Annotated in this window: 23 protein-coding genes, 2 tRNA genes and 1 riboswitch; of the genes, 9 read left to right on the forward strand and 16 right to left on the reverse strand. The window is 66.0% G+C overall.

Annotated elements, in window-relative coordinates; genetic code table 11:
• The first annotated feature begins 5 nt into the window (after window positions 1-5).
• Window positions 6-1,862 (forward strand): TonB-dependent receptor plug domain-containing protein, encoded by a 1,857-nt coding sequence (locus ACT53M_RS13640; protein WP_476234006.1) that lies wholly within the window; start codon window positions 6-8, stop codon window positions 1,860-1,862.
• Window positions 1,863-1,872: 10 nt separating this feature from the next.
• On the opposite strand, the gene ACT53M_RS13645 is transcribed toward ACT53M_RS13640, so the two are convergent.
• Entirely contained in the window at window positions 1,873-3,984 is a 2,112-nt protein-coding gene (locus tag ACT53M_RS13645) for a malate synthase G (protein ID WP_476234007.1), read from the reverse strand.
• A gap of 101 nt (window positions 3,985-4,085) precedes the next feature.
• Between ACT53M_RS13645 and ACT53M_RS13650 the strand changes: the two genes are divergently transcribed.
• The 4 genes from ACT53M_RS13650 to ACT53M_RS13665 all read left to right on the forward strand — a co-directional run bounded on the left by ACT53M_RS13650 (window position 4,086) and on the right by ACT53M_RS13665 (window position 8,137).
• Entirely contained in the window at window positions 4,086-4,961 is an 876-nt protein-coding gene (locus ACT53M_RS13650) for a LysR family transcriptional regulator (protein ID WP_476234008.1), read from the forward strand.
• Between the two features lie 93 nt (window positions 4,962-5,054).
• Window positions 5,055-6,005: a GAF domain-containing protein gene (locus tag ACT53M_RS13655; protein WP_476234009.1), complete on the forward strand. Its 951-nt coding sequence runs from the start codon at window positions 5,055-5,057 to the stop codon at window positions 6,003-6,005.
• A gap of 153 nt (window positions 6,006-6,158) precedes the next feature.
• Entirely contained in the window at window positions 6,159-7,685 is a 1,527-nt protein-coding gene (adh, locus tag ACT53M_RS13660; RefSeq protein ID WP_476234010.1) for an aldehyde dehydrogenase, read from the forward strand.
• A gap of 74 nt (window positions 7,686-7,759) precedes the next feature.
• Window positions 7,760-8,137, forward strand: a complete 378-nt coding sequence (locus ACT53M_RS13665) for a DUF779 domain-containing protein (RefSeq protein ID WP_476234012.1) — start codon at window positions 7,760-7,762, stop codon at window positions 8,135-8,137.
• 20 nt (window positions 8,138-8,157) lie between these two features.
• On the opposite strand, the gene ACT53M_RS13670 is transcribed toward ACT53M_RS13665, so the two are convergent.
• Window positions 8,158-10,281: a TonB-dependent siderophore receptor gene (locus tag ACT53M_RS13670; RefSeq protein WP_476234014.1), complete on the reverse strand. Its 2,124-nt coding sequence runs from the start codon at window positions 10,279-10,281 to the stop codon at window positions 8,158-8,160.
• Window positions 10,282-10,454: 173 nt separating this feature from the next.
• Between ACT53M_RS13670 and ACT53M_RS13675 the strand changes: the two genes are divergently transcribed.
• On the forward strand, window positions 10,455-10,844 hold the full coding sequence (locus ACT53M_RS13675; RefSeq protein WP_476234016.1) for a hypothetical protein: 390 nt from the start codon (window positions 10,455-10,457) through the stop codon (window positions 10,842-10,844).
• Window positions 10,845-10,937: 93 nt separating this feature from the next.
• Here ACT53M_RS13675 and ACT53M_RS13680 read toward each other — a convergent pair.
• The 4 genes from ACT53M_RS13680 to ACT53M_RS13695 all read right to left on the reverse strand — a co-directional run bounded on the left by ACT53M_RS13680 (window position 10,938) and on the right by ACT53M_RS13695 (window position 14,129).
• Window positions 10,938-11,014, reverse strand: a tRNA-Met gene (locus tag ACT53M_RS13680).
• Window positions 11,015-11,055: 41 nt separating this feature from the next.
• Window positions 11,056-11,568 carry a 2'-5' RNA ligase family protein gene (locus ACT53M_RS13685; RefSeq protein WP_476234018.1) on the reverse strand — a complete coding sequence of 171 codons (513 nt, stop codon included), beginning with the start codon at window positions 11,566-11,568 and terminating at the stop codon, window positions 11,056-11,058.
• Window positions 11,565-13,496 carry a potassium transporter Kup gene (locus tag ACT53M_RS13690; RefSeq protein WP_476234019.1) on the reverse strand — a complete coding sequence of 644 codons (1,932 nt, stop codon included), beginning with the start codon at window positions 13,494-13,496 and terminating at the stop codon, window positions 11,565-11,567. Before ACT53M_RS13690 ends, ACT53M_RS13685 begins: the two co-directional genes overlap by 4 nt.
• Window positions 13,497-13,658: 162 nt before the next feature.
• Window positions 13,659-14,129 (reverse strand): Lrp/AsnC family transcriptional regulator, encoded by a 471-nt coding sequence (locus ACT53M_RS13695; protein ID WP_476228316.1) that lies wholly within the window; start codon window positions 14,127-14,129, stop codon window positions 13,659-13,661.
• A gap of 137 nt (window positions 14,130-14,266) precedes the next feature.
• On the opposite strand from ACT53M_RS13695, the gene ald reads away from it, so the two are divergent.
• On the forward strand, window positions 14,267-15,373 hold the full coding sequence (gene ald / locus ACT53M_RS13700; RefSeq protein WP_476234020.1) for an alanine dehydrogenase: 1,107 nt from the start codon (window positions 14,267-14,269) through the stop codon (window positions 15,371-15,373).
• A gap of 139 nt (window positions 15,374-15,512) precedes the next feature.
• Here the strand turns inward: ald and ACT53M_RS13705 are convergent, their stop codons facing one another.
• The 7 genes from ACT53M_RS13705 to ccmC are packed head-to-tail and all read right to left on the reverse strand — an operon-like array spanning window position 15,513 to window position 20,309.
• Window positions 15,513-16,175 carry a tetratricopeptide repeat protein gene (locus tag ACT53M_RS13705; protein ID WP_476234022.1) on the reverse strand — a complete coding sequence of 221 codons (663 nt, stop codon included), beginning with the start codon at window positions 16,173-16,175 and terminating at the stop codon, window positions 15,513-15,515.
• The gene (locus ACT53M_RS13710) at window positions 16,172-16,582 is read right to left on the reverse strand and encodes a cytochrome c-type biogenesis protein (RefSeq protein WP_476234023.1); all 411 of its coding nucleotides are present in this window, start codon (window positions 16,580-16,582) and stop codon (window positions 16,172-16,174) included. Before ACT53M_RS13710 ends, ACT53M_RS13705 begins: the two co-directional genes overlap by 4 nt.
• Window positions 16,579-17,106: a DsbE family thiol:disulfide interchange protein gene (locus ACT53M_RS13715; protein WP_476234024.1), complete on the reverse strand. Its 528-nt coding sequence runs from the start codon at window positions 17,104-17,106 to the stop codon at window positions 16,579-16,581. The genes ACT53M_RS13710 and ACT53M_RS13715 overlap by 4 nt, the downstream gene beginning before the upstream one ends.
• Window positions 17,103-19,028, reverse strand: coding sequence for a heme lyase CcmF/NrfE family subunit (locus tag ACT53M_RS13720; protein WP_476234025.1), 1,926 nt, complete (start codon window positions 19,026-19,028; stop codon window positions 17,103-17,105). The genes ACT53M_RS13715 and ACT53M_RS13720 overlap by 4 nt, the downstream gene beginning before the upstream one ends.
• Complete coding sequence (ccmE, locus tag ACT53M_RS13725; protein ID WP_476234026.1) at window positions 19,025-19,459, reverse strand: cytochrome c maturation protein CcmE; 435 nt, start codon at window positions 19,457-19,459, stop codon at window positions 19,025-19,027. Before ccmE ends, ACT53M_RS13720 begins: the two co-directional genes overlap by 4 nt.
• Complete coding sequence (locus ACT53M_RS13730) at window positions 19,456-19,587, reverse strand: hypothetical protein (RefSeq protein WP_476234028.1); 132 nt, start codon at window positions 19,585-19,587, stop codon at window positions 19,456-19,458. Before ACT53M_RS13730 ends, ccmE begins: the two co-directional genes overlap by 4 nt.
• Complete coding sequence (gene ccmC, locus ACT53M_RS13735) at window positions 19,584-20,309, reverse strand: heme ABC transporter permease CcmC (protein ID WP_476234030.1); 726 nt, start codon at window positions 20,307-20,309, stop codon at window positions 19,584-19,586. Before ccmC ends, ACT53M_RS13730 begins: the two co-directional genes overlap by 4 nt.
• Before the next feature lie 110 nt (window positions 20,310-20,419).
• Window positions 20,420-20,528, forward strand: a riboswitch (yybP-ykoY riboswitch).
• Between the two features lie 94 nt (window positions 20,529-20,622).
• Here ccmC and ACT53M_RS13740 point away from each other — a divergent pair.
• Window positions 20,623-21,195, forward strand: a complete 573-nt coding sequence (locus ACT53M_RS13740; RefSeq protein ID WP_476234031.1) for a TMEM165/GDT1 family protein — start codon at window positions 20,623-20,625, stop codon at window positions 21,193-21,195.
• A 43-nt stretch (window positions 21,196-21,238) separates the two neighbouring features.
• On the opposite strand, the gene ACT53M_RS13745 is transcribed toward ACT53M_RS13740, so the two are convergent.
• From ACT53M_RS13745 to ACT53M_RS13755, 3 genes are all read right to left on the reverse strand, one after another.
• Window positions 21,239-22,288: a Glu/Leu/Phe/Val family dehydrogenase gene (locus tag ACT53M_RS13745; protein WP_476234032.1), complete on the reverse strand. Its 1,050-nt coding sequence runs from the start codon at window positions 22,286-22,288 to the stop codon at window positions 21,239-21,241.
• A gap of 24 nt (window positions 22,289-22,312) precedes the next feature.
• Window positions 22,313-22,389, reverse strand: a tRNA-His gene (locus tag ACT53M_RS13750).
• Between the two features lie 56 nt (window positions 22,390-22,445).
• Complete coding sequence (locus ACT53M_RS13755; protein ID WP_476234033.1) at window positions 22,446-23,654, reverse strand: ATPase, T2SS/T4P/T4SS family; 1,209 nt, start codon at window positions 23,652-23,654, stop codon at window positions 22,446-22,448.
• Between the two features lie 118 nt (window positions 23,655-23,772).
• On the opposite strand from ACT53M_RS13755, the gene ACT53M_RS13760 reads away from it, so the two are divergent.
• Entirely contained in the window at window positions 23,773-24,453 is a 681-nt protein-coding gene (locus ACT53M_RS13760) for a prolyl hydroxylase family protein (RefSeq protein ID WP_476234034.1), read from the forward strand.
• Window positions 24,454-24,458: the final 5 nt, after the last annotated feature.

Genomic DNA, 24,458 nt, shown 5'->3' on the forward strand with positions numbered 1-24,458 from the left:
CGGCGTTGAAAACAAGCAACTGCCTGGCGGCGCTCGCAGTTCTTCTTGCCGCACCTGCCGCTCGCGCGCAGCAAGTCGCTTCGGACAGGGAAGAGGATGTCTTTGTCACGGCCTCCCGCGCCGGGGATAGCGCGGGCATTGCGACCATAGGCTCTGATACAATCGCGCGCCGCCAAAGTGCGTCGCTGGTCGAAACGCTCGACGATGTGCCCGGCGTGCACGCATTTTCGACTGGGGGGCCCGCAGGCGGTACCTTTCTTACGATACGGGGCGGCGAACCCAATTTCACTGCCGTTATGATCGATGGCGTGCGGCTGAACGACCCCACCAACAGTGCCGGCGGTGCCTTCGATTTCACGCTGCTCGACCCGCTGATCGTCGAACGAGTCGAAGTGTCCCGCGTGGCAGAATCGGCCATTCATGGATCGGATGCGCTTTCAGGCGTCGTCCAGATCGTCACCCGCTCCCCGGCGAACCAGGATATTCGCGTCGGTGCGCGGGGATGGCTCGACAGCCGGTATGGCGGCGGCGCCTCTGCCAGCGTGTCGAGCGGCTGGCGCGAGGGCGGAATCCTGGCCTCGGGTGCCTATTACGACAGCGGCGACGGGGATGCCGCCGGCACGCTGCGCCGCGACCAACTCTTCGGCAGTGCCCGTCAGTCACTGGGCGGTTACAAGCTCGCGGCGATAGGGCTCTACGGCACCATGCGCGGCACGCGTTTCCCTGAAGATAGCGGCGGCCCGCTGCTGGCGGTGAACCGCGCGCGCGAGAACCGCAGCAGCGATCTGTCGCTAGCAGCCCTGTCGCTTTCGCGGGATCCGGCAGCCAAGATCCGGCCGAGCCTGACTGCATCCTGGTCGGTCGCCCATGCTGACAGTGCCGCACCGGCAATCGCGCCGGGCGTGCTGGCCGGCATTCCTGCGACAACGGCGCACGACCGCTTCGTTCGCTTTGAAGGCACCGGCGCGGTCACCGGCGAGCTTGGGCCCCTCACGCTGTCGGCGGGCGGCGCGGTGCTGCGCGAAAACGGCCGCAGCACCGGTACGCTCAATTTCGGCTTTCCCCTGCCGGTGAAATTCGCGCTTACCCGCGTGACACATAGCGGCTTCGCCGAAGCGGTGCTGCACGCCACGCCCCGCCTCACACTGGGAGGCGCGGTTCGGTACGACAAACTGGAGCGCGGCAACGGTAACTGGACCGGCCGGGGTAGCGTGCGATGGGAAACCGCGCCCTCGGGAGCAAGCCTGTTCGCGCACATCGCCAGCGGGTACAAGCGGCCAAGCCTCTACGCGCTGGGCCATCCGCTGGTCGGCAATACCGCGCTGGTGCCCGAGACGAGCCGCAGTATCGACGCCGGCATCGAAGTTCCGCTACCGGGCGGTCGGGTCAGCCTGACGCTGTTCGATAACCGCTTTCACGATCTGATCGACTTCGATCCCGCATCGTTCCGCATCGTAAACCGCGCACGGGTCGGCGCGCAGGGCGCGGAGGCCGCGCTGGCGCTGGCGCTGGGAAAAGGCTGGTCGCTGGGCGGTGCGATCACGCATCTGTCGCTCGATAGCGAAACACCGCTGCGCGGGCGCCCGGACTGGAGCGGCAACCTGCGGCTCGGCTGGCAACAGCATGGCTGGCAAGCCGATGTCGCACTGCGCGGTAACAGCGATGTCAATGACAGCGCCATTCCGACCGGGCCACGCATTACCGCAGGCCATGTCGAGGCCGATCTGGGAGTCGGCTATCGGCTCGCCAACCATGCGAAGCTGCGGGTTACGGTACGCAATCTGGGCGACACGCATAGCTGGGACGCGGTCGGCACGCCCGCCCCCGGCAGAAGCCTGAGGCTGTCGGTCGCGCTCGATTGACCATGGTCGCCTAGAGGGTGGCCGGCACTCCCTTCACCTTCGCCCGAAAGGCATGAAGCAGCGGCTCGGTATACCCGCTGGGCTGGTCGACGCCCTCGAACACCAGCGCCCGCGCCGCCTGGAATGCCAGGCTCCCCGCCGGATCGCTCGCCATCGGCCGGTAAAGCGGATCGCCGGCGTTTTGCGCATCGACCTTCGCCGCCATGCGCAGCAGCGCCTCGTCGACCTGCGCCGGCGTGATCACCCCGTGGAGCAGCCAGTTGGCGAGATGCTGGCTGGAAATGCGCAGCGTCGCCCGATCCTCCATCAGGCCGACATCGTGGATGTCGGGCACCTTCGAGCATCCGACGCCCTGATCCACCCAGCGCACGACATAACCCAAAATGCCCTGGGCATTGTTGTCGATCTCGTCGCGGATCTCCTCCGCCGACCAGTTCTGCCCCTGAGCGAGCGGGATGGTCAGCAGTGCATCGAGCGGCGCGACCGGCTCACGGGCACGCGCCGCCTGACGGGCCGCGACGTCGATCTGGTGATAATGGGTGGCGTGCAGTGTCGCGGCCGTCGGCGAAGGCACCCAGGCCGTGGTCGCGCCCGACTGCGGATGAACGATCTTATGCGCCAGCATGTCGGCCATGCGGTCAGGCATCGCCCACATGCCCTTGCCGATCTGCGCCTTGCCGGCCAGCCCGCATGCCAGCCCGATCTGGACGTTGCGATCCTCATAGGCGCTGATCCAGGCGCTCGCCTTCATGTCGCCTTTCCGCAGCATCGCACCGGCCTGCATCGACGTGTGGATCTCGTCACCGGTGCGATCGAGGAAGCCGGTGTTGATGAAGACGATACGATCCTTCACCGCATGGATGCACGCCGCCAGATTGGCGCTGGTGCGGCGCTCCTCGTCCATCACCCCGATCTTGAGCGTATGGCGGGCGAGCCCGAGCATATCCTCCACCGCATCGAACAGATCGTTGGCGAAGGCGGCTTCCTCCGGCCCATGCATCTTCGGCTTGACGATATAGACCGATCCGGCGCGGCTGTTGCGTAGCGGCCCGGTCCCTTTCAGATCGTGGAGGGCGATTGCCGAGGAGACGATCCCGTCGAGAATACCCTCCGGTGCATCGCTACCATCGGGCAGGCGCACGGCCGGCGTGGTCATCAGATGGCCGACATTTCGGATGAGCAGCATCGACCGCCCCGGCAGGGTAAAGGCACTGCCATCGGGGGCGACGTAGTGACGGTCCGGTGCCAGGCGCCGGGTCAGGGTTTTTCCGCCCTTCTCGAACGTCTCTTCCAGATCGCCGCGCATCAGCCCCAGCCAGTTGGCATAGGCCAGCACCTTGTCCTCGGCATCAACCGCCGCGACCGAATCCTCGAAGTCGCAAATTGTCGAGAGCGCCGCTTCGAGAACGATGTCGGCGATGCCGGCCGGATCGCTCTTGCCGATCGCGTGCGTGCGATCGATCACGACTTCGATGTGCAGGCCGTTGCGCACGAAGAGCAGCGAGTCCCCTGCCCGCCCGACGAGTTGCGCCGGGTCGGCGAGCGTCGGCGCCGTTCCCTCCCAATCGGCCCAGCTTCCCGTCGCAAGCGGCACCGCCCGATCAAGGAACGCCTTGGCCCAGGCGATCACCTGAGCCCCCCGCGCAGGATCATAGCCCAGCGCCGCTGCCGCGCCCGGAATCGCATCGGTACCATAGAGCGCATCATACAGGCTGCCCCAGCGCGCATTGGCGGCGTTGAGCAGGAAACGCGCATTCAGCACCGGCACGACCAGCTGCGGCCCGGCAACCGACGCCAGTTCGGGATCGACCTTTCGGGGATCGACCCGGAACGGCGCAGGCTCCGGCACCAGATAGCCGATCTCGCGGAGCAAGGCGGCATAGGCGACCGGATCATGGGGTTGACCGGCTCGCTCCCGGTGCCAGTCATCGATGGTGGTCTGAAGCGCGTCGCGCGTCGCCAGCAGCGCCCGGTTACGGGGGGAGAACTGTTCGAAAATGCCCGCAGCGCCACGCCAGAAAGCGTCGGCAGCGATACCGGTGCCGGGCAGCACATGGGTTTCGACAAAGTCCGCCAGAATCGGCGCAACCCGAAGTCCGGCCCGCTCCACCATCTCGCCCATTGTCCTTCCTCTCTCGTCTCTGCCCGAGCACGCTTGTAGCGCGACCGGATTTTCAGCGGTAGAAGGAAATAATTTATAGCATCTATTCCCACGAGTTACGAATGTTCGATCCGGATTATGATCTGTTCCTCGACATCCTCGCTGCTGAATCCATTTCGGCCGCGGCGCGGGCACGGGGATTGTCGCCGCCAGCGCTATCGAAGCGCCTGGCGCGGCTGGAAGAGCGGTTGGGCGCGCGGCTGCTACAGCGAACCACCCGCAGACTGGCACTGACCGCGGCGGGCAAGGAGCTGCTCGATACGCTGGCTCCGCTCCGCGCGGCGCTGGCTGCAGCCGAGGGACGAATCGCAGGTCGTCACAGCGCGGTGCGGGGAATATTGCGCATCACCGCCCCCACCTCGTTCGGCCGAATGCATGTCGTTCCCACGCTGCCGGCATTTCTAGCCGCCCATCCCGATGTCGAACTGTCGATCGATCTCTCGGACGAATTGATCGATCTGTTGGGTGGCCGGCACGATCTGGCAATCCGGATCAGCGGACGGGTCGGCACCGGGCTTATCGGACATCGGCTCGGCACCAGCCAGCGCGTACTTTGTGCCGCCCCGGCATATCTGGAGGCCGCAGGCGAACCCCGGTCGCTCGGCGATCTTGCGCGGCACCGGCTGCTGGCAACCGACAGCCAGCTTCCCTGGCGTCTTCAGGGCCCGGAAGGGCCGGTCCTGCAAACGGGCATCAGCTTCGTCCGGACCAATTCAAGCGAAGTGGTACGCGAGCTGGCCATCGGTGGCTGCGGCATTGCGCTGCGATCGCTCTGGGACGTCGCGCAGGCATTGGCCGAAGGAGCGCTACAGCGCGTGCTGCCAAACTATGCAGGATCGGAAGAGACAGGTGTTTTCGCCGTTCACGCGCCCGATCCCCCTGCCCGCGTTACCGCAATGGTGGCACATCTCCAGCAGACCATCGCGCTCGCCCTATAGCGGCGGCGCGGCGAGCCGGACATGTAACCGCCTGGCAAATTCCCGGATTTGACAAGCACGAGTACGGGGCAGAAGATCGCGCCAGGAGAAGCGATGTCCGACGGGCCTCAACACGCCGATCGCGTGTTCGACGCGATTCATTCCGCCGCCCTGCCTGCGCAGTCGGCGATCGCCGCGTCTTGGTGCCGGTCGGCGCTCCGCCATGGTCTGGATCCCGAACGCCATCCCGGCCGCGTCCGACTAGACGAGACCGCACTCGCTGAACGGCGCGCCGCGCACGATGCGCTGCTGGCGATCGCGGCGCCGGTGATCGACCAGACGTTCCGCTATGTCGGCCGATCCGGATGTGGCGTCCTGCTGAGCGACCGCGACGGCGTGATCCTCGCCCGGCGCGTGGAGGAAAGCGACGCCGCCGGGTTCGCCCATGCCGGGCTGGTCGAAGGCGGGCGCTGGGACGAAGCGCACGAAGGCACCAACGGCATCGGCACCTGCCTTGCCGAAGATCGCGCGGTAGTTATCCATCGCGACCAGCATTTCGCCACCCGCAATATCGGCATCAGCTGCATGGATGCGCCAGTGCACGATCCGCACGGCCGGCTGGTGGCGGCGCTCGACGTGTCGAGCTGCCGCGACGATCACGGTCCGGCCATGGCGGAAATGATCGCGGCGATCGTCCGCGACGCGGCGCGCCGGATCGAGCGCGACTATTTCTGCAGCCATTTCGACGGCCACCGCATCCTCTTCCTTTCCGACGATGCTTCCGGCGGCACGGCGCTGCTCGCGGCGGACAAGGACGACATGGTGGTCGGCGCTACCCGTGCCGCACGAATCCGTCTCGGCATCGACGATCCACGCGCCGTGCCGCGCTCGGTCGGCCAGTTGCTGGGGCAGGACAGCATTCCCGGCTTCGATGACGGCGACCGCACCGTCCTTCGCCAGGCACTTGCCCGGGCCGGTGGCAATGCCAGCGCGGCGGCGCGGCTGCTGGGCGTGGGCCGCGCGACGCTGTACCGGCGGCTGGCGCGGGCAGGGATCAAGCACTAGCATAATCCGCTGTCGACCTGTCTCGCGATTGAGACAGGTGCCCCGATCAATCGCCGCCCCACGGCTTTCGCCGAACCGATTATCGGACTTATCCTCCCAGCAGAGACGCCGGACCACGGCGCCTTCACCGCTAGGAAGAGGATCAAGAGGCACATGGACGCCATCGTTCAGGATCGGCTTGTCACCGGGCTCAAGGCGCCCTTCGCCGCGCGCTATGACAATTTCATCGGCGGCCGCTGGGTTGCCCCGGTTGCCGGCCGCTATTTCGAGAATGTCAGCCCCGTCACCGGCAAGGTAGTGGGCGAGATCGCCCGCTCACAGGCGGAGGATGTCGAGGCCGCGCTGGACGCCGCGCACAAGGCGAAGGACGCCTGGGGCCGCACCTCGGTCGCCGAACGCGCGCTAATTCTCAACCGCATCGCCGACCGGATGGAGGAAAATCTGGAGCGGCTGGCGATTGCCGAGACATGGGACAACGGCAAGCCGATCCGCGAGACCATGGCCGCCGACGTGCCGCTGGCGATCGAGCATTTCCGCTATTTCGCGGGCGTTATCCGCGCGCAGGAAGGCTCGATCGGCGAGATCGATCATGATATGGTAGCCTATCATTTCCACGAGCCGCTGGGCGTGGTCGGCCAGATCATCCCGTGGAATTTCCCGCTGCTGATGGCTGCGTGGAAGATGGCGCCGGCGCTTGCCGCGGGTAACTGCATCGTGCTGAAGCCGGCCGAGCAGACGCCCGCCTCGATCATGGTATGGATCGACATCGTCGGCGACCTGCTTCCGCCCGGCGTGCTCAACATCGTCAACGGCTTCGGTCTGGAGGCCGGCAAGCCGCTCGCGTCCAGTTCGCGCATCGCCAAGATCGCCTTTACCGGCGAGACGAGCACCGGCCGGCTGATCATGCAATATGCCAGCCAGAACCTGATCCCGGTGACGCTGGAACTGGGCGGCAAATCGCCCAACATCTTCTTCGAGGACGTGGCGCGCGAGGATGACGACTTCCTCGACAAGGCGATCGAGGGCTTCGTGATGTTCGCGCTCAACCAGGGCGAAGTCTGCACCTGCCCCAGCCGCGCGCTGATCCACGAAAAGATCTACGACCGCTTCATGGAAAAGGCGCTGCAGCGCGTCGCTGCGATCGTGCAGGGCAGCCCGCTCGATCCCGCGACGATGATCGGGGCGCAAGCCTCGTCGGAACAGCGCGAGAAGATCCTGTCCTATATCGACATCGGCAAGCAGGAAGGTGCCGAACTGCTGATCGGCGGCCAGGCGGCCGACCTCGGCGGCGAACTAGCGGGCGGCTATTATGTCCAGCCGACCGTGTTCCGCGGACACAACAAGATGCGGATATTCCAGGAAGAAATCTTCGGTCCGGTCGTATCCGTCACCACCTTCAAGGACGCGGACGAGGCGCTGCACATCGCCAACGACACGCTCTACGGTTTGGGCGCCGGCGTGTGGAGCCGCGAGGCGAACACCTGCTACCGCTTCGGCCGCGCCATCCAGGCGGGCCGGGTATGGACCAATTGCTACCACGCCTATCCGGCACATGCCGCGTTCGGCGGGTACAAGCAGTCGGGCATCGGCCGCGAGACGCACAAGATGATGCTCGATCATTACCAGCAGACGAAGAACATGCTCGTCAGCTACAGCCCGAAGAAGCTGGGCTTCTTCTGATCCCGGCCTGCGGGTGCCCGGTCCGTTTGCGGGCCGGGCGCCTGCGCGGTTTCGGCACGGCAGGAGCAAGGGCCATGCAGGACGGGACGAGCAGCGTCGCACGCGTGATCGCCACGCCGGCGGCGATTGCCCTGATCCGCGAGATCAGAGCCGATCACGGCGCGATCCTCTTTCACCAGTCGGGCGGCTGTTGCGACGGCTCCTCGCCCATGTGCTACCCGGCCGGCGAGTTCATCACCGGCGACAGCGACACGCTGCTCGGCGAAGTCGACGGCGTGCCGGTCTATATCGGCAAGGCGCAGGGGCAGGCCTGGGCGCACACCCAGTTGATCCTCGACGTGGTCGAAGGACGCGGGGGCATGTTCAGCCTCGACAATGGCCGCGAGAAACGCTTTCTCACGCGCGGTAGGGTCTTCACCGACGCTGAGCGGCAGGCGCTGGGCATCGCCTAGGCGCCGCCCCCGCCGCCGCCTCACAGCGCGATGTCGAGCGATAGTCGCACGGTCGCGGGCAGGCCCGGTGCGAGCAGGTCGGAGCCCGTGGCCGCCCAATATCGCTTGCCAGTGACATTCTGCCCATAGGCGCGCACCGTCGCGCGTTTGCCGAGCAGTGCGAAGCCATAGCTCGCCCCCAGATCGAAGGTATCATAGCCGGGCACGAACGCCTGGTTGAGCGCATCGACCGCGCGGGGGCCGACATGGAACATGCCCGCCGAAAGGCGCAGATCGGGAAGCTGCGGCACGCGGTATTCGAGGAAGACGGAGCCGGAAAAGCGAGCGACATTCTCGATCCGCTTGCCGACCACGCTGGCGGCACCCGAGCGCTGGGTGGCATCCAGCGTCATCGCGCTGGCGGAAAGCGAAAGGTGCGGCGTCAGTTCGCCCACCGCACCGAATTCGCCGCCTTCATATACCGCCTGGCCATCCTGAACGAAGAAATTGGCGCTGTTGAGATAGGCGGAAGGACGGCTGATGCGGAACCAGCCGCCGGTCAGCACCAGCCCGCGCAGGGGCTCCAGTTTCACCCCTGCTTCCTTCTGCTTGCTGACCGCCGCCGGCAATATCTCACCGGCATTGTTCGCGATCTGCTGCGCGACCGGGCCAGGCTCCAGGCCCTCGATGTAATTGCCATAGACGCTGACCCAGCGCACCGGCTTGACCAGCACTCCGTAAGAGAAAGTGCCGGGCGTGATCCGGAGCCGGCTGATCCGGCTTTCATCGATATATTCGGTCTTGCGATAGCCGATCGTCGCCTGCAGCCACTCGCCGAGCGAGGCACGGTCGAACAGATAGACACCCAGATCGGTCGTCTGCGTTGGATTCGGAATGATGCGCGGCGCGCCAGGCTGCGGCGCGATCGATACCGGCGCATAGAGATTCTGGGCAAAGCTGCGCCGGACGGCGGTCGGCACGGCGCCGTCGCGGGTCTGGTAGGCGACGCCCACCAGAATATCGTGCACCACCGGCCCCGTTCGTATGCGGCCCGACAGGTCACCCCGATAGACCCGGCTGGTATAATCATTGCCGCTGGTCTGCGCGACGGTAAGCCGCCCGTTCCCCGTCGCGAGATCATAGGCGCCGAACGACGAGAAGGCGCGGTCGCGGGTGAGATAGGATTGCCCCACGGCCAGCGCGAGCCGCCAGTCGGACGCAAGCTGATAGTGGATGCGCGCGAGCAGGTTGGTTTCACGCCCCCGCGCCTGCATCCAGCGGTCGCCAAGATTGCGCGAGGCCGGCGGTATCGGCGGCAGTGTGATGGCGCCCTTGACCGCGGTGAGGCTGATCACTGCCGGCTCGGAAATGGTCTTGTAGATATATTCCGCGTCGAGCAGCACCTTCAGCCGCTCGCTCGCCTGCCAGTCGAACGCGCCGGTGGTGAAGAACCGCTCGCCATCGGTACGCGACACGCCGGTACGCAGCAGCGAACTGCCTGCATTCACGCGGAACCCGACATCGCCGATACGCCGGCCCACATCGACATCGGCACCCACCGATCCGTTCGCATCGCCATGGACGGCGAAGCGGGTCACCGGCTGCGCGGTCGGACGCTCGGTGACGAGGTTGATGATCCCGGACGGAGCAGCAAAGCCGTAATAGAGACCCGCCGCCCCCTTCAGCACTTCGATACGGTCCTTGCTCTCGATCGGCTGCTCGATGAGGTTGATGACCGGGAGCACGCCGTTCCAGCGGACATTGGTGAAATTGTTGACCGGAATCCCGCGGATCGAGAGATTGCTGTAGATGCTGGTGTTGATCTGCGCCTCGGTCACGCCCGGCGTGTTGCGCATCGCTCCGCCCAGCGACTGCACCTGCTGCGCATCAAGCAGTGAGCGAGTGAGGATGGCGACCGTCAGCGGCGTGTCGAGCAGGCGGGAATCACGGAACGTGCCGGCCTGGACATAGTCGGCGCTGAACGTGCTGCGCCGGTCTGCCGTGACGACGATCTCCTGCGGGTTCGGCTGGTCCTGCGCGGTTCGGGCATCCGTCCCGGCGACCACCGCCGGCTCTGCGGTGCGCCCGTCGGGCCCTTGCTGCGCCGAAGCGCTTCCGGCAGCGATCGAAACGCCCACCAGTCCACCTAACACCAGTCTGTTCACCGCGCCCCCTTATTTGCGAATCATTATCACTCGCAATTTCCTAGCTGGGGGATCTGACTTATGCAACCGCCGCCCCGGCTTGCCCCTGCGCAGCTCCGCGGGGGCAGCAAGATGCCCATGCGTTCCGCTTGGATCTCAAAGTGCGTTCTATCCGCACGCCTATCCAACCTGTGATGCATGAAACCGAGGGCTTTTTTACGATGCCCATTCAGAATGCGGTTCGCTCCCATCCCTCATTTCCCGACAGCCCGCGTTCCCCTTGCCCATCCCAAATTGTTTCCTATTTGTTCGAATTGCCCACACAAGGCGCCGCTCTTTGCACCTGCCGGACCAACGATCTGCTGTCTCGCGCACATGCGCGCGTGAGCCTAAACTTCCTAAACTTCACAACACCCGCAGGTGTGGAAATCGCGGCCCGCGCCTTGCTCGGCACCACGCCGCCGGAGACCCAAAACGGCACCCGCCTTTCGCTGCGCACGCTGAGGGGAACCCTTGATTCCCATTATCTGAGCAGGGGTCAGCGCCTGGCTGAATCGGCGATCCTCAAGCTGGAGTCCGGCTGATTTTGCCAAAAATCTTCCCAAAAACGCCTCAGGCGTCCGCCTGAATCCCACAACCAACTGCGCGGTTTTTGTTTATAATCAGCGCCTTGGGAATGGTAGCGGAGGAGGGACTTGAACCCCCGACACGCGGATTATGATTCCGCTGCTCTAACCAACTGAGCTACTCCGCCCCGGAAGCGAGGGCGCCGCTTAGGGCCTCCCCGCGCGCCAGTCAAGCGAACATGTGGCGGGAATGTGCTTCCCACGGGCCGCCGCGATACCACCAGCTCGCGAGCCCGGCGATTTCTACCTCGCGCGGGCGAAAATCGCGGCTCAATGCCCCCAGCAGCGCCTTGGCGAGCACCAGCGTCACCTTGTTTTGGATGGTGACATGCGGGCGCCAGCGCCCTGCATCCTGCGGTGTCAGCAGTCCCGCAAAGGCATCCAGCAAGCGATCGCGAATCGCATCCAGTGCGGGTGCCTCGATCCGGTAGGCGACGCCCTTCCCCAGCGACATGAGGCCCGTCACCCGCGCCTGTGGCGCCCGCAGACCGCGCGTTTCCTGCGTAAGGCGATGCTTCAGTTCGTCCGCCACCGAGGGCGGTAAATGGTGGAAAAGGGTCAGATGCGCGTCGAGCTGGTTTCGCTCGGGCGGGAAATGCGCCCGGCGTAGCGCATCGAACCAGGCCTGATCGGCCTTGCCGAACAAGGCCGTGACAATGAGGGGCGCGCCCCCACCGCTCAAATCTCCACCTGGCTGCCCAGTTCGACCACGCGGTTGGTGGGCAGGCGGAAGAACTCCATCGCGCTTTCGGCGTTGCGCAACATCCAGGCGAACAGCTTTTCGCGCCAGATCGCCATGCCCGGCCGCCGCGACGGCAACAGCGTCTGGCGGGCGAGGAAGAAGCTGGTTTCCATCATCTTGAACTCGCCGCCACAGGCATCGACCCGCTTCAGCGCCGCGGGCACATCGGCTTCCTGCATGAAGCCATAATAGAGGATCATGCGGTGGAAGCCCTTGCCCAGATCCTCGACGATCAGCCGCTTTTCCTCCGGCACATAAGGCACGTCGCTGATCTTGACGGTCAGCAGGATGACGCGGTCGTGCAGCACCTTGTTGTGCTTGAGGTTGTGGAGCAGCGCGTGCGGAACGCCGTCGGGCGTGGAGGTCATGAACACCGCCGTGCCGGGCACGCGGGTAGCGGCGTTGGCGGCAGAATCGATGAAGATCTGCACCGGCATGGCGCTTTCGCGCAGCCGCTCGATCATCAGCTTGCGGCCCTTGGCCCAGGTGGTCAGCAGCGTGAAGACCAGGAAGCCGACCATCAGCGGGAACCAGCCGCCGTCCGGCACCTTGGTCAGGTTCGCAGTGAAATAGGCGAAGTCGACCGTGAAGAAGAGCAGCAGCAGCGGGATCGCATAGCGCTTCTTCCAGTGCCACAGGTTGAACAGCACGACGCCCAGCAGGCAATTGTCGATCAGCATCGCGCCGGTTACGGCAATGCCATAGGCCGCCGTGAGGTTCGACGAGGTCTGGAACGAGAGCACCAGCAGGATAACCATCACCATCAGCGCCCAGTTGATGATCGGGATGTAGATCTGCCCCGCGGTCGAGGCGCTGGTGTGGTCGATGCGCAGGCGCGGCACGAAGCCGAGCTGGATCGCCTGTTGCGTGACCGAAAAGGCGCCCGAGATCACCGCCTGGCTGGCGATGATCGCGGCGGCGGTGGCAATGCCCACCAAGGGCAGCCGCAGCGCTTCGGGCGCCAGCAGGTAGAAGGGGCTGCGCAGCGCCTCTGCGTCGCGGATCAGCAGGGCGCCCTGCCCCATATAGTTCATCATCAGCGCCGGCAGCACGAACCACAGCCAAGAGATGCGGATCGGCTTGCGGCCGAAATGGCCCATATCGGCATAGAGGGCCTCGGCACCCGTCACCGCCAGCACGATCGAACCGAGCGCGAGAAAGGCACGCAGCGGATCGAGCGTGAAGAAATGCACCGCGTGATGCGGCAGCAGCGCCTGCAGGATGTCCGGCGTCTGCACCATGCTGATCACGCCCAGCGTGGCAATCGTGACGAAATAGACCGCCATGATCGGGCCGAAAAAAGCCCCCACGCGCGAGGTACCAGTGCGCTGGATCGAGAACAGCATGACCAGGATCACCACCGCCAGCGGCACCACCAGCCGGTGAAATCCCGGCGCGGCGATCGCCAGGCCTTCGACCGCCGACAGCACCGACACCGCCGGGGTGATCATCGAGTCGCCATAGAAGAGCGCCGTGGCGAATACGCCGAGCAGCACGATACCCTGGGTCCAGCGGCGCTGCCCGCCGCGCCCGGAAATCAGCGCCAGCAACGCCAGGCTGCCGCCCTCGCCCTTATTATCAGCGCGCATGATGATGGTCACATATTTGAGCGTGACGACGACCATCATCGACCAGAACATCAGGCTGATCGCACCCAGCACATGCGGCGTGTCGAGCGGCAGCTCGTGATGCTCGTTCGCGAACGTCTCGCGGAACGCATAGAGCGGACTGGTACCGATATCGCCGAAGACGATGCCGATCGCGCCTAGCGCAAGCTTCCACGTCGCGTCCTGGCCATTGCCATGATCGCCTTGCGATGCGGTATCGGGGAGGAGCGCTGCTGCGTCTCCGGTCGCAGGCGCGGTCACCGGCGGGACTGACGCTGGGCTAGGCGAACGGGACGGGCCATGCAGACCTGTGTTCTCGTCTTCATCGGGAAGCGGGCCGTTAGCACGCGCAACATGGCCTAGCAATCATCGCATCAAGGGGGTACGCACATCGCCCGCAACTGTTCCAAAACAGTCACATAATCAGCGATTGTCGCCAAACAAGGCGTCCGCCTCGCCGCGCGTCGGCACCTCGCGCAGAACAAAACTGCTGTTGATCGTCACGACTCCGGGGAGTCGCCCCAGATGTTCGCGGTGGAGTCGCTCATAATCGTCGAGGTCGCGGCACAGTATCTTCAGCCGGTAATCCTGTCCGCCCGACACCAGCGCGCATTCCACGACGCCGTCGATACGCCCCACAGCGGCTTCAAACTGGGCAAGGTCTTCCTCCACCTGCGTGCCGAGGGTGATGTCGACCAGCGCCGTCACGCGAAATCCCAGCCGTCGATGCCCCAGCCGCGCCCCATAGCCGCGGATCAGCCCGTTCGCTTCCAGTGCCTGAATGCGCCGCGTGCAGGCGGATTGGGAAAGGCCCACTGCCCCCGCCACCTGGCTGACGGGAGCGCGCGCATCCGCAGCGAGCAACTTGAGGATTGCTGTGTCGATTCGATCCATTGCGCATGAACCTATCATATTTTTCCAAAATACGCATCTTTCATGCGCGTCAGCTACCTGCGCGCGCTTACTTTGCAGGGATTCCCGGCGCGGTTTTCGATACGATGCCGCCACATTTCTTAGGTGGAGGAAATTCCATGCGCGTCGGTGTTCCCAAGGAAATCAAGAATCACGAGTATCGCGTCGGCCTGACCCCGGCATCGGTCGCCGAGCTGGTCCATGCCGGCCATGAAGTGCTGGTCGAAACCAAGGCCGGCATGGGCATCGATTTCGACGATGCCGCCTACACCGCCGTCGGTGCGAAGATCGCCCCCGCCGCCGCCGCCGTGTTCGCGGGATCGGACATGATCGTGAAGGTGAAGGAGCCGCAGCCGAGCGAAATCGCGATGCTCGAGGCGCGCCACCTGCTGTTCACCTATCTCCACCTCGCCGCCGACAAGCCGCAGGCCGAAGGGCTGATGGCCTCGGGCGCCACCTGCATCGCCTATGAGACGGTGACGTCGAACTCGGGCGCCCTCCCGCTCCTCAAGCCGATGTCCGAAGTGGCCGGCCGCATGTCGGTGCAGGTCGCCTCGCACTATCTGGAAAAGGAACAGGGCGGCCGCGGCGAACTGCTCGGCGGCGTGCCGGGCGTGGCGCCGTGCAAGGTCGCGATTCTGGGCGGCGGCGTCTCCGGCATCAACGCCGCGCAGATGGCGACCGGCCAGCGCGCCGATGTGACCATCTATGACATCAACAACGAACGCCTTGCCGAACTCGACATGCATTTCGGCAGCCAGATCAAGACCGCCTATGCCAGCAAGGCAGCGATCGCCGAGGCGGTGCGCACCTCGCAGGTGGTGATCGGCGCGGTGCTGGTGCCGGGCGCGGCAGCACCGAAGCTCGTCACCCGCGACATGCTGAAGACGATGATGCGCGGATCGGTGCTGGTCGACATCGCGATCGACCAGGGCGGCTGCTTCGAAACGAGCCGTCCGACCACGCATGACGACCCCGTCTTCGAGATCGACGGCGTGATCCACTACTGCGTCGCCAACATGCCGGGCGCAGTCGCCCGCACCTCGGCCTTCGCGCTCAACAACGCCACGCTGCCGTTCGTGCTGAAGCTGGCCAATCTGGGTGCCGAAGCAGCGATGAAGGCGGACCGTCACCTTGCCAACGGCCTCAACGTGTCGGGCGGCAAGATCCGGCATCAGGCGGTGTCGGAAGCACTCGACCTGCCCTTCGAAGCCTGGGCGGGCTGAGCCCGAACCGCCAGGTCGACCTCACCCTTCCCACCGCCATCGGCGGCCGGTCCCTTCCCTCTCCCAATGGGAGAGGGCGGGAGGCACGAAGCGCCGGAAGGGTGAGGTTGACCGGTGGTCTATCGCGCGGGAGCGCGCATCAATTCGCCTTCGCCCCCTGTGCCGCGCGCATCTGGCGCAGCACCTCTACCAGGCCGGGATCGACCCGCAGCATCTGGACCAGCATCGCCTCGCGATAGCTCGCCTTTTCCGGCGCCAGCGACAACGCCCTGCCCCATTGCCTGCGCGCCGCTGCCAGATCGCCCGACCGGGCGAGCGCGATGCCGTAGAAGAAGGGCGGGCCGACATGGTTCGGCCACAGCGCGATCGCATGTTCAAAGGCATAGCGCGCCGCAGGCGACATGCTCATATCGTCATGTTCGGTCAGCGCGGTTCCCAGGCCGGTCCACAAGGCAGCATCCTGGGGCGCCTTGCGCACGCCGCCGATCATGATGTTCGCGGCCAGCTCCGGCGATCCCGCGCGCGTCATCGCATCGGCCGCCATGAAATAGCTATAGTCGAAGTTGAACCGGCCGAAGATCGTCTCGCGCAGCGCGACCATGTCGGGATCGACCGCCGCCGTATCCGCCTGGCGCTCGGCGGGATGGCCGGCAAGACCGGGGCTGCCCTGCCATGCATAGCCTGCTGCACCCAGCATAAGCGCCGTGGCCGGCAGCATCCACAACCGCGCCGGAAAGCGCAACAGCGCCAGTATCGCAGCCACCGCCACGGCAATGCCTGCGAACAACAGCCAGCCTGTCATGCCTTGCGCCTCCCGAAAATCCGGCGCGCGAGCAGCAGCCCGACGCCGAGCAGCACCAGCGGCGCGATCCACAGCGGCGCCGTCACCCAACTGAGCAGCGGATCATAGGTCACGTAATCGCCATAACGCTGGATCAGCCAGCGCCGCACCTGTGCCGGGCTTTCGCCCGCCTGGATGCGCTGGCGGACCAGCGCACGCATGTCACCGGCCAGATCGGCATCACTGTCGGCGATCGACTGGCCCTGGCAGACAAGGCAGCGCAGCGTGTTCATCAGTGCCTTTGCCTCGGCCTCCTTCGCCGGATCGGCGAGCTGGGTATAGGCGAGCGGCTCGGGCGGCTGGCCGGAATCGGCAAAGGCGCTCGACGCGGCCAGCGCCAGCGGCAGGAACAGCGCAAGCCGCCTCACTGTGCCTTCTCCAGCGCGGCGAGCAGCTTCGGCACATCATCTTCGCGAATGTCGCCGATATGCTGGTCGACGATCCGACCGTGCGAATCGATCACGAACGTCTCCGGCACACCCGACGAACCTAGGGCGAGTTGCGCCCGGCTCGCCTTGTCGTCGCCGATCCGCGCATAAGGATCGCCATTGCGGGCGAGAAACGCCTGCATCGCCTCGGGCGTGTCGCGGATGGCGACGCCGTCGATCTCCACGCCCGCCTGACGCAGCTTCATCAGGTTCGGCGCTTCGGCGACGCAGGGAATGCACCAGCTCGCGAAGACATTCAGCAACCGCGGCTTGCCCTTGCCGAAATCGCCGGCTGCGATGCCGGGCTTGCCGGGAACCAACGGCGGCAGGTTCAGAGCCGGCACCGGCTGGCCAATCATCGCCGAGCGCACGAAATGATCGGCGGGCTTCAGCAACCCGTTGGCGACCAGCACGAACACCAGCGTAAACAACGCCAGCGGCAACCAGATCAGCAGCTTCTTCATGCGTAATGCTCCGCATGCGCATCACGTATTTCGCGGCGGACGCGGCCGATCAGCGCCAGCGCACCGCCCAGCGCAATCAACGCGCCACCCAGCCAGATCAGCGTCACAAAAGGCTTCCACCACAAGCGAATTTGCCAGCGTCCCTTGCCGTCAGGCGCGCCCAGCACGGTGTAGAGCTGCCCGTCCACCATGGTGCTGATCGCGACTTCGCTCGTCTCGGTACGGGGATTGGGGAAGAAGCGACGCTGCGGGAACAGCGTGAAGGGCTCGCCATCGCCGCGACGGACGCTGAGCTTCGCTTCCATCGCCGACCAGTTCAACCCAACGGCCGGCCGCACTTCGTCCAGCGTCACGCGAAACGGGCCGACTTCCAGATTATCGCCCGGCATCACTGCCGCCAGTCGTTCCTGCTTGAAGGCGGAATCGCTCGCCATGCCGGCCAGGCTGACCGCCACGCCCAGATGCGCGATCACCATGCCCCAGATATGGAGCGGCGTGCGGCGCAGCTTGCGTTTCCACAAAGGCGCGATGCTGGCAGTGGCCAGTCCGGCCGCCAGGCCAAGGGCGAGCACCGGCAGCAGCGCTGCCCCGCCCGAAAGCGCGAAAACCAGCGCGAAGGTGACGCTCGCCACCCCCACCGGCACGGTGATGCGGCTGAACAGCGCCTGCAGCGAATCGCGCCGCCACTTGAGGAGCGGACCCACCGCGGTTGCCACCACCAGCAACAGCGCGATCGGCGCGGTCGTCTTGTCGAAGAAGGGGGCGCCGATCGAAAGCTGCACGCCTGCGGCCTGCGCCACCAGCGGATAGAGCGTGCCGATGAACACTACGCCAAGGATGACGCTGAGCAGCAGGTTGTTGAGCACCAGCGCACCTTCGCGGCTGACGATCTCGAAAGTCGAGCCCTGCGTGACCGTGCTCACCCGCGCGCCGAACAGCGCCAGTGCGCCGCCGATATAGATGCCGAGCAGTGCGAGGATGAAGGTGCCGCGCGTGGGATCGACCGCAAAGGCATGGACGCTGATCAGGATGCCCGAGCGGACCAGAAAGGTGCCGATCATCGACATCGAGAAGGCGACCAGCGCCAGCACCAGCGTCCAGGCGCGCAAGCCGTCGCGGGTCGCCAGCACCGTCACCGAATGGAGCAAGGCCGTCGCCGCCAGCCAGGGCATCAGCGAGGCATTCTCGACCGGATCCCAGAACCACCAGCCGCCCCAGCCCAGCTCATAATAAGCCCAGTAGCTGCCGGCGGTGATGCCGATCGTCAGGAATATCCATGCCGCCAGCACCCAGGGCCGCATTGCCCGCGCAAAGGCCGGGCCGACATCGCGCATCACCAGCGCGCCGACTGCGAAGCTGAACGCCACCGACAGGCCGACATAGCCGAGATAGAGCGTCGGCGGGTGGAAGGCGAGACCGGGGTCCTGCAACAGCGGGTTGAGCCCCTGCCCGTCCGCCGGTGCCGGATTGAGGCGCAGGAACGGGTTCGAGGCGAAGGCGAGGAAGGCGTAGAAGCCCAGTGCGATCGCCGCCTGCGCGCCCAATGTCGCCGCCAGCGTTCCGGGTGCCAGCCGCCGTTCGAACAGCGCGACGCCGGCGCCGGCGACGGCGAGCACCGTCACCCAGAGCAGCATCGAGCCTTCATGGTTCCCCCAGGCGCCGGCGACCTTGTATAGCATCGGCTTCAGCACGCTGCTGTTCTGCGCGACGAGCAGCACCGACATGTCCGATCGCACGAACAGCCAGATGAGCAGCAGGAACGCCGTCAGGGCCAACGCACCCTGCACCAGCGCAATGCGGCGCAGACCGAACAGCATGGCCGCCGCCTGCGGCGAACGCGCGGCACCCACAGCCAGCATCAGCTGTATCACGGCAAAGGCCGTGGCGAGCCACAGCGCGGCCAGTCCCGCTTCGGCGATCATTGTTGCAGCGTCTCTGTCTTGTGCATCTTGCCGGCCATTTGCGGCGGCATGTAGCGCTCGTCATGCTTGGCGAGCAGATTGTCGGCGGCGAAGCTGCCGTCAGGATTGAACTTGCCTTCGGCCACCACGCCCGATCCTTCGCGGAACAGGTCCGGAGTCACGCCGCGAAAGGCGACGGGCACGGTCGCCTTGCCGTCGCTGACGGTGAAGCGGATGCTCACCCCGTCGGCGGCGCGCTGCAGCGAGCCCTTCTCGACCATGCCGCCCAGCCGCACCGCGCGGCCCAGCGGCAGCGGCTTTCCGGTCAGGTCGCCGGGGGCATAGAAGAACGCCGCCTGATCCTTCAGCGCCGACAGCGCGAGCAGCGCGGCCGCGACGATCGCACCGATCGCCGCCAGCCCCAGCACCAGCCGTTGATGCTTCGCCTTCATCGCTTGCGCCCCAGCGCATCGGCAGCGGCTTCGGCACGCCGCATCGCGATCCAGCTCGCCAGCGCCAGCGCGCCGGTGCCGATCGCCGTCACCGCATAGGCGGCGGTTACAAACCACCAGTGATTCATTGGGCGGCCATCCTCCGCAGCCGGGCTTCGACTTTCTGCGCGGCCAGCAATGCGCGCATCCGCATCAGCACCACGCTGGCGAACACCAGCGTGAAGCCGGACAGGGTGAACCAGAGCGGCCAGAGCATCGACGCATCGATCGTCGTGCGGGTGAGGCCGATGCTCTCGCCCTGATGCAGCGAGTTCCACCACACCACCGAATAGCGGATGATCGGCAGCAGCACCGTGCCCGCGACGCCGAACAGCGCCGGGATGCGGCCATCGCCCCCCCGATCCGCATCGGCGCGGGCCAGCGCGATCCAGGCGATATAGACGAAGAACAACAGCAACATGCTGGTCAGCCGCCCGTCCCATTCCCACCAGGTGCCCCAGGTCGGGCGCCCCCAGATCGAACCGGTGATCAGGCACAGTGCGGCAAAGGTTGCCCCTGCCGGAGCCAGCGCCCGTGCAGCGACATGCGCCAGCGGGTGCCGCCAGACAAGATAGACCAGGCTTGCCACCGCCAGCGCGCTCCATCCGCCCATGCCCAGCCAGGCGGTGGGCACGTGGATATAGAGGATGCGGACGCTGTCCTTCTGCAGATAATCGGCCGGGGTCTGGGTCAGGCCGCCCCAGGCGCCGAACAGCAGCAGCGCCAGTCCCGCCCAGAACAGCACTGGCGTCAACGGACGGGCGATCTTCAGGAAGCGCGCAGGATTGGCGAGGGCGTGAAGTACGGGCACCGGCGCTGGATAGCGGGGATCGGCGCCCGAATCCATGTTGGGAATGTTCCGCAGTTCACCACCCGGTCACAGCCCCGGACTTGCACGCCCGCGCAGAAGCCGCTAGCAGCCGCTCCGTCATCTGGGGAGTAGCCAGCCGGCGCCGCGCAGGCACCGGGCGCCCGCGTCAACATACTTGGCCGAGAGGCCATGGCGCAGGCGGAGCCGCAGCAGCGGTTCGGGCGAGACCAATGCCGCCGCATCTCCGCACCTGCCGGGCGGAGAGATGCTGCGTCGTTGGATTCGCAAGTCCGCCCGGCCCGGAGTGATTTCCTTGGAAGCCCTGCTCACCTCCACCGCCGTCGTTGCGCTCGCCGAAATCGGCGACAAGACGCAACTGCTCGCGATCCTGCTCGCCACCCGGTTCAAGCGGCCGGTGCCGATCATCTTCGGCATCTTCGCGGCGACCATCGCCAACCATTTCCTCGCCGCGCTGGTGGGATCGGAAGTGGCCGGGCTGCTCGACAGCATCTGGTTCCGCTACGCGATCGCCGCCTCCTTCGTGGCGATGGGCCTGTGGACGCTGATCCCCGACAAGCTCGACGAAGAGGAATCGCCGAAACCGGCGCGGTTTGGGGCCTTCCTGACGACGCTGATCGCCTTCTTCCTGGTCGAGATGGGCGACAAGACCCAGGTGGCGACGGTTGCGCTCGGCGCGCGCTTCCATGCTGTGCTGCCGGTTACGGCGGGGACGACGCTGGGCATGATGCTGGCGAACGTGCCGGCGGTGTTCCTCGGCAAGGCGGTGATTGACCGCGTGCCGCTGCAGACCGTCCACCGCATCGCCGCCGGGCTGTTCATCGCGATCGGTCTGTGGCTGGCAGCACAGACGGCGGGGCTGGTGTGACAGGCCCCTATCCTCCCCTCCCGCTTGCGGGAGGGGAACGCGCTCACCGCCCGATCAGGCGCTGAGCGATCCGGTCGGCAACGTCGCTGGCCGGGTCGCCGGTGGCGGCGCTTTCGTCCCACACCTGGTTCAGGCGCACGGGGATCTTCTCGACGCGGGCATCGACCTCGGAGCGGTCGCCCTGCCCCAGATATTCCAGCGCCACGTTGATGATGCCGCCGGCGTTGATCACATAATCCGGCGCATAGAGGATACCGCGCGCATGCAACCGGTGGCCGTCCTCGCGCGTCGCCAGCTGGTTGTTGGCGCCACCGGCGACCACGCGCACCTTCAGCGCCTCGATTGAGGCTTCGGTGAAGATCGCGCCCAGCGCACAAGGGCTCAGAATATCGGCTTGGTGCGTCAGGATCGCATCGGCCGCGACCGCTTCGGCGCCCAGTTCCGCCGCCAGCGCCCTGGCGCGATCGGCATTCACGTCCGCCAGAACCAGCTTCGCACCGTCCGCCGCCAGCAGCCGGGCGAGCCCGCTGCCGACCGAACCGACACCCTGGATCGCAACCCGCACGCCCGCCATCGAATCGGCGCCCAGTCCGCGCTTCGCCGCCGCCTTGACGCCCAGATAGACGCCGCGCGCCGTCACCGGCCCCGGATCGCCACCCGCGCTGCCCACCGATACCGGCAGGCCGGAGACATGGCGGGTCTGGGTGGCGACGACCTTCATCCGCGCTTCGGACATGCCGACATCCTCGGCCGTCACATAGCGACCGCCCAACGATTCGACCGCCCGGCCGAACGCTTCAAGCTGCGCCTGCGTGACTTCGGCGCCCGGCTTTTCAGCGAGGATCACGCCCTTGCCGCCGCCCATCGGCAGATCGGCCATCGCGTTCTTGTAGCTCATGCCGCGCGACAGGCGCAGCGCATCGGTGATCGCCGCGCGGTGATCGGCATAATGCCAGAAGCGCACGCCACCGGCTGCAGCCCCCAGCGCCGTCGAGTGCACCGCTATGATTGCGCTTAGGCCCGACGCCCGATCCGAGAAGAGGTGAACGCCCTCGTGGTCGTCGAAATCGGGGAAGCCCCAGTCGGTGATCATGGATGGATCTACACCGTGATATAATGGGGCGACCAACGGGACTTGAACCCGCAACCCCTGGTACCACAAACCAGTGCTCTGACCAATTGAGCTATGGTCGCCACGAAGGAAAGCGCGCTTAGCGGGCTCCGGACCCGAGCGCAAGATAGTTGCGGACCTATCCGCGGGAAATTCTAACCGCTTCTTCCGGCGTCGTAACGCCGGCTCGTGCGAGCGCCCGCGCCGCCGAACCAAGATTCGGCGCAGAGACAAAGGCATGGCGGGCGAGTATCGCTTCGTCGCCGCCATCATTGATCAGTCGGCGAATGTCCGCATCCGCGCGAATCGCCTCGAATACGCCGGTGTCGCCGGCAAAGCCGGTGCCGTCGCACGCGCTGCACCCGGTGGGGGCATAGACGATCGCGCCGGGATCGAACCCCAGCAGCGCGGAGACCGAGCCCTGCGCCTGCACCGGCTCGCGACACGCGGCGCACAGCCGACGCGCCAGCCGCTGGGCGAGCACGATGTTGAGGCTGGACGCAAGCTGAAACGCATCGACTCGCCAGTTGCGCATCTGCCCCAGCGCACCGACCGCGTTGGGCGCCACAATACCGGCAAGCACCAGCCGCCCCGACAGGGCCGCCTCGATTGCGGCGCGCGCTGCGCTGCGCTCGTCGAGCGAATCGATCAGCAACACATCGAAATCCTGGTCGATGCCGGCGCGAATCCAGTCGGCCATCGGCACCGCGTTGCCCGGGCTGACCGCGGCCGGGGTAGCAGGCCCGCCGTCGACACCCGCGCCGATCGCCAGCCCCGACCGAGCATCATCGGCAGCAACGCGGAGCAGCGCCTGCAGCGTCGTCGTCCGCCCTGCCCGTTCCGGCCCGGCAACGAGGACCAGACCGCATCGCTGCAAGGCGCGCCGCACTTCGCCCGCCAGTCCGCCCGGCATCCCGAGCGATTCGAGCCCGCGCTCGCCCGAGGCGACCGCTTCGCGCGCCAGGGCAATCCGCAAGCCTTGCGCCCGCGGCAACAGCGCCACACCGACCCGCTCGCCTGCCCAGTTCAGCCAGCCGCGCTGCGGCGCGTCGGGTTCCACCTGCAACCCCGCGGCAGCGAAAATCGCGTCGCTCAGCGCATCGACTTCCGCCGCCGGCAGATCGGCGCGGCGCACGCGTTTTCCCGCAATGCGGAACCATTGCGCCGCACCGCCATCCGCCAGCGGCTCAAGATGCATGTTGCTTGCCTGGGCCTGGGCAGCCTCCGCCAGCAGCCGCTCCAGCAACGCTTCGCCTGCGGCGCCGCCGCTTGCGAAAGCGCGAGAATCATCCTGTTTTTCCCGGCCCCGTGCAGCCTGCTTACTGGTACTCGTCTGCGCCTGTGCCATCGCTATCCCCCTGCGGACGCTCGTGGCGCTATGCAGAAGGTGTGACATGCGTCCTGCGCTTTCATGACATTTTAGTTGCGTGCTGGCACCCTCCCCAGGCTTTTGGCAAAACCGCACCATGGATTCCCAAACGCCGTTGCAGCCCCGCCCGCCCCTCTCTCTTGGCAGCGGCCACCCTTCCGAGCCGATCATCGCACATATTCTTGGTCATGCCGGCGTGCAGCGCGTGCCGAACCCTAAGCTTTCGCTGTTCATCGTCCGGAACTTCGTGGACCCCAAACTCTGCGAGGAACTGATGGTCCGAATCGACGCCCATCGCCGGCCTTCCACCATTGCCAATGCCAGCGGTGACTATGCCTTTCGGACCAGCGAGACCTGCGATCTTTCGTCCGACGACCCGCTGGTTGCCGCGCTGCAGGCGCAGATTCTCGACTTTACCGGCATCGACGCTGCCCATGCCGAACCGATGCAGGGCCAGCGCTATGCCGTGGGCCAGGAGTTCAAGGCGCATACCGATTATTTCGAGCCGAACACCGCCGATTTCGACCGGTTCTGCAGCGTTGCCGGCCAACGAACCTGGACGGCGATGGTGTATCTGAACGATGTAGACGCGGGTGGCGCCACGCGCTTCAAGGCGATCGACAAGATCGTCCAGCCGGAGCCAGGCAAGCTGCTCGCCTGGAACAATCTGCGCGCCGATGGCAGCCCCAATCCGGTGACCATCCATCATGCGATGAAGGTCCGCACCGGCACCAAATATGTGATTACCCAGTGGTTCCGCGAACGCCCCTGGGGCTGATGAGG

Source organism: Sphingomonas sp. DMC6, from assembly GCF_056314225.1.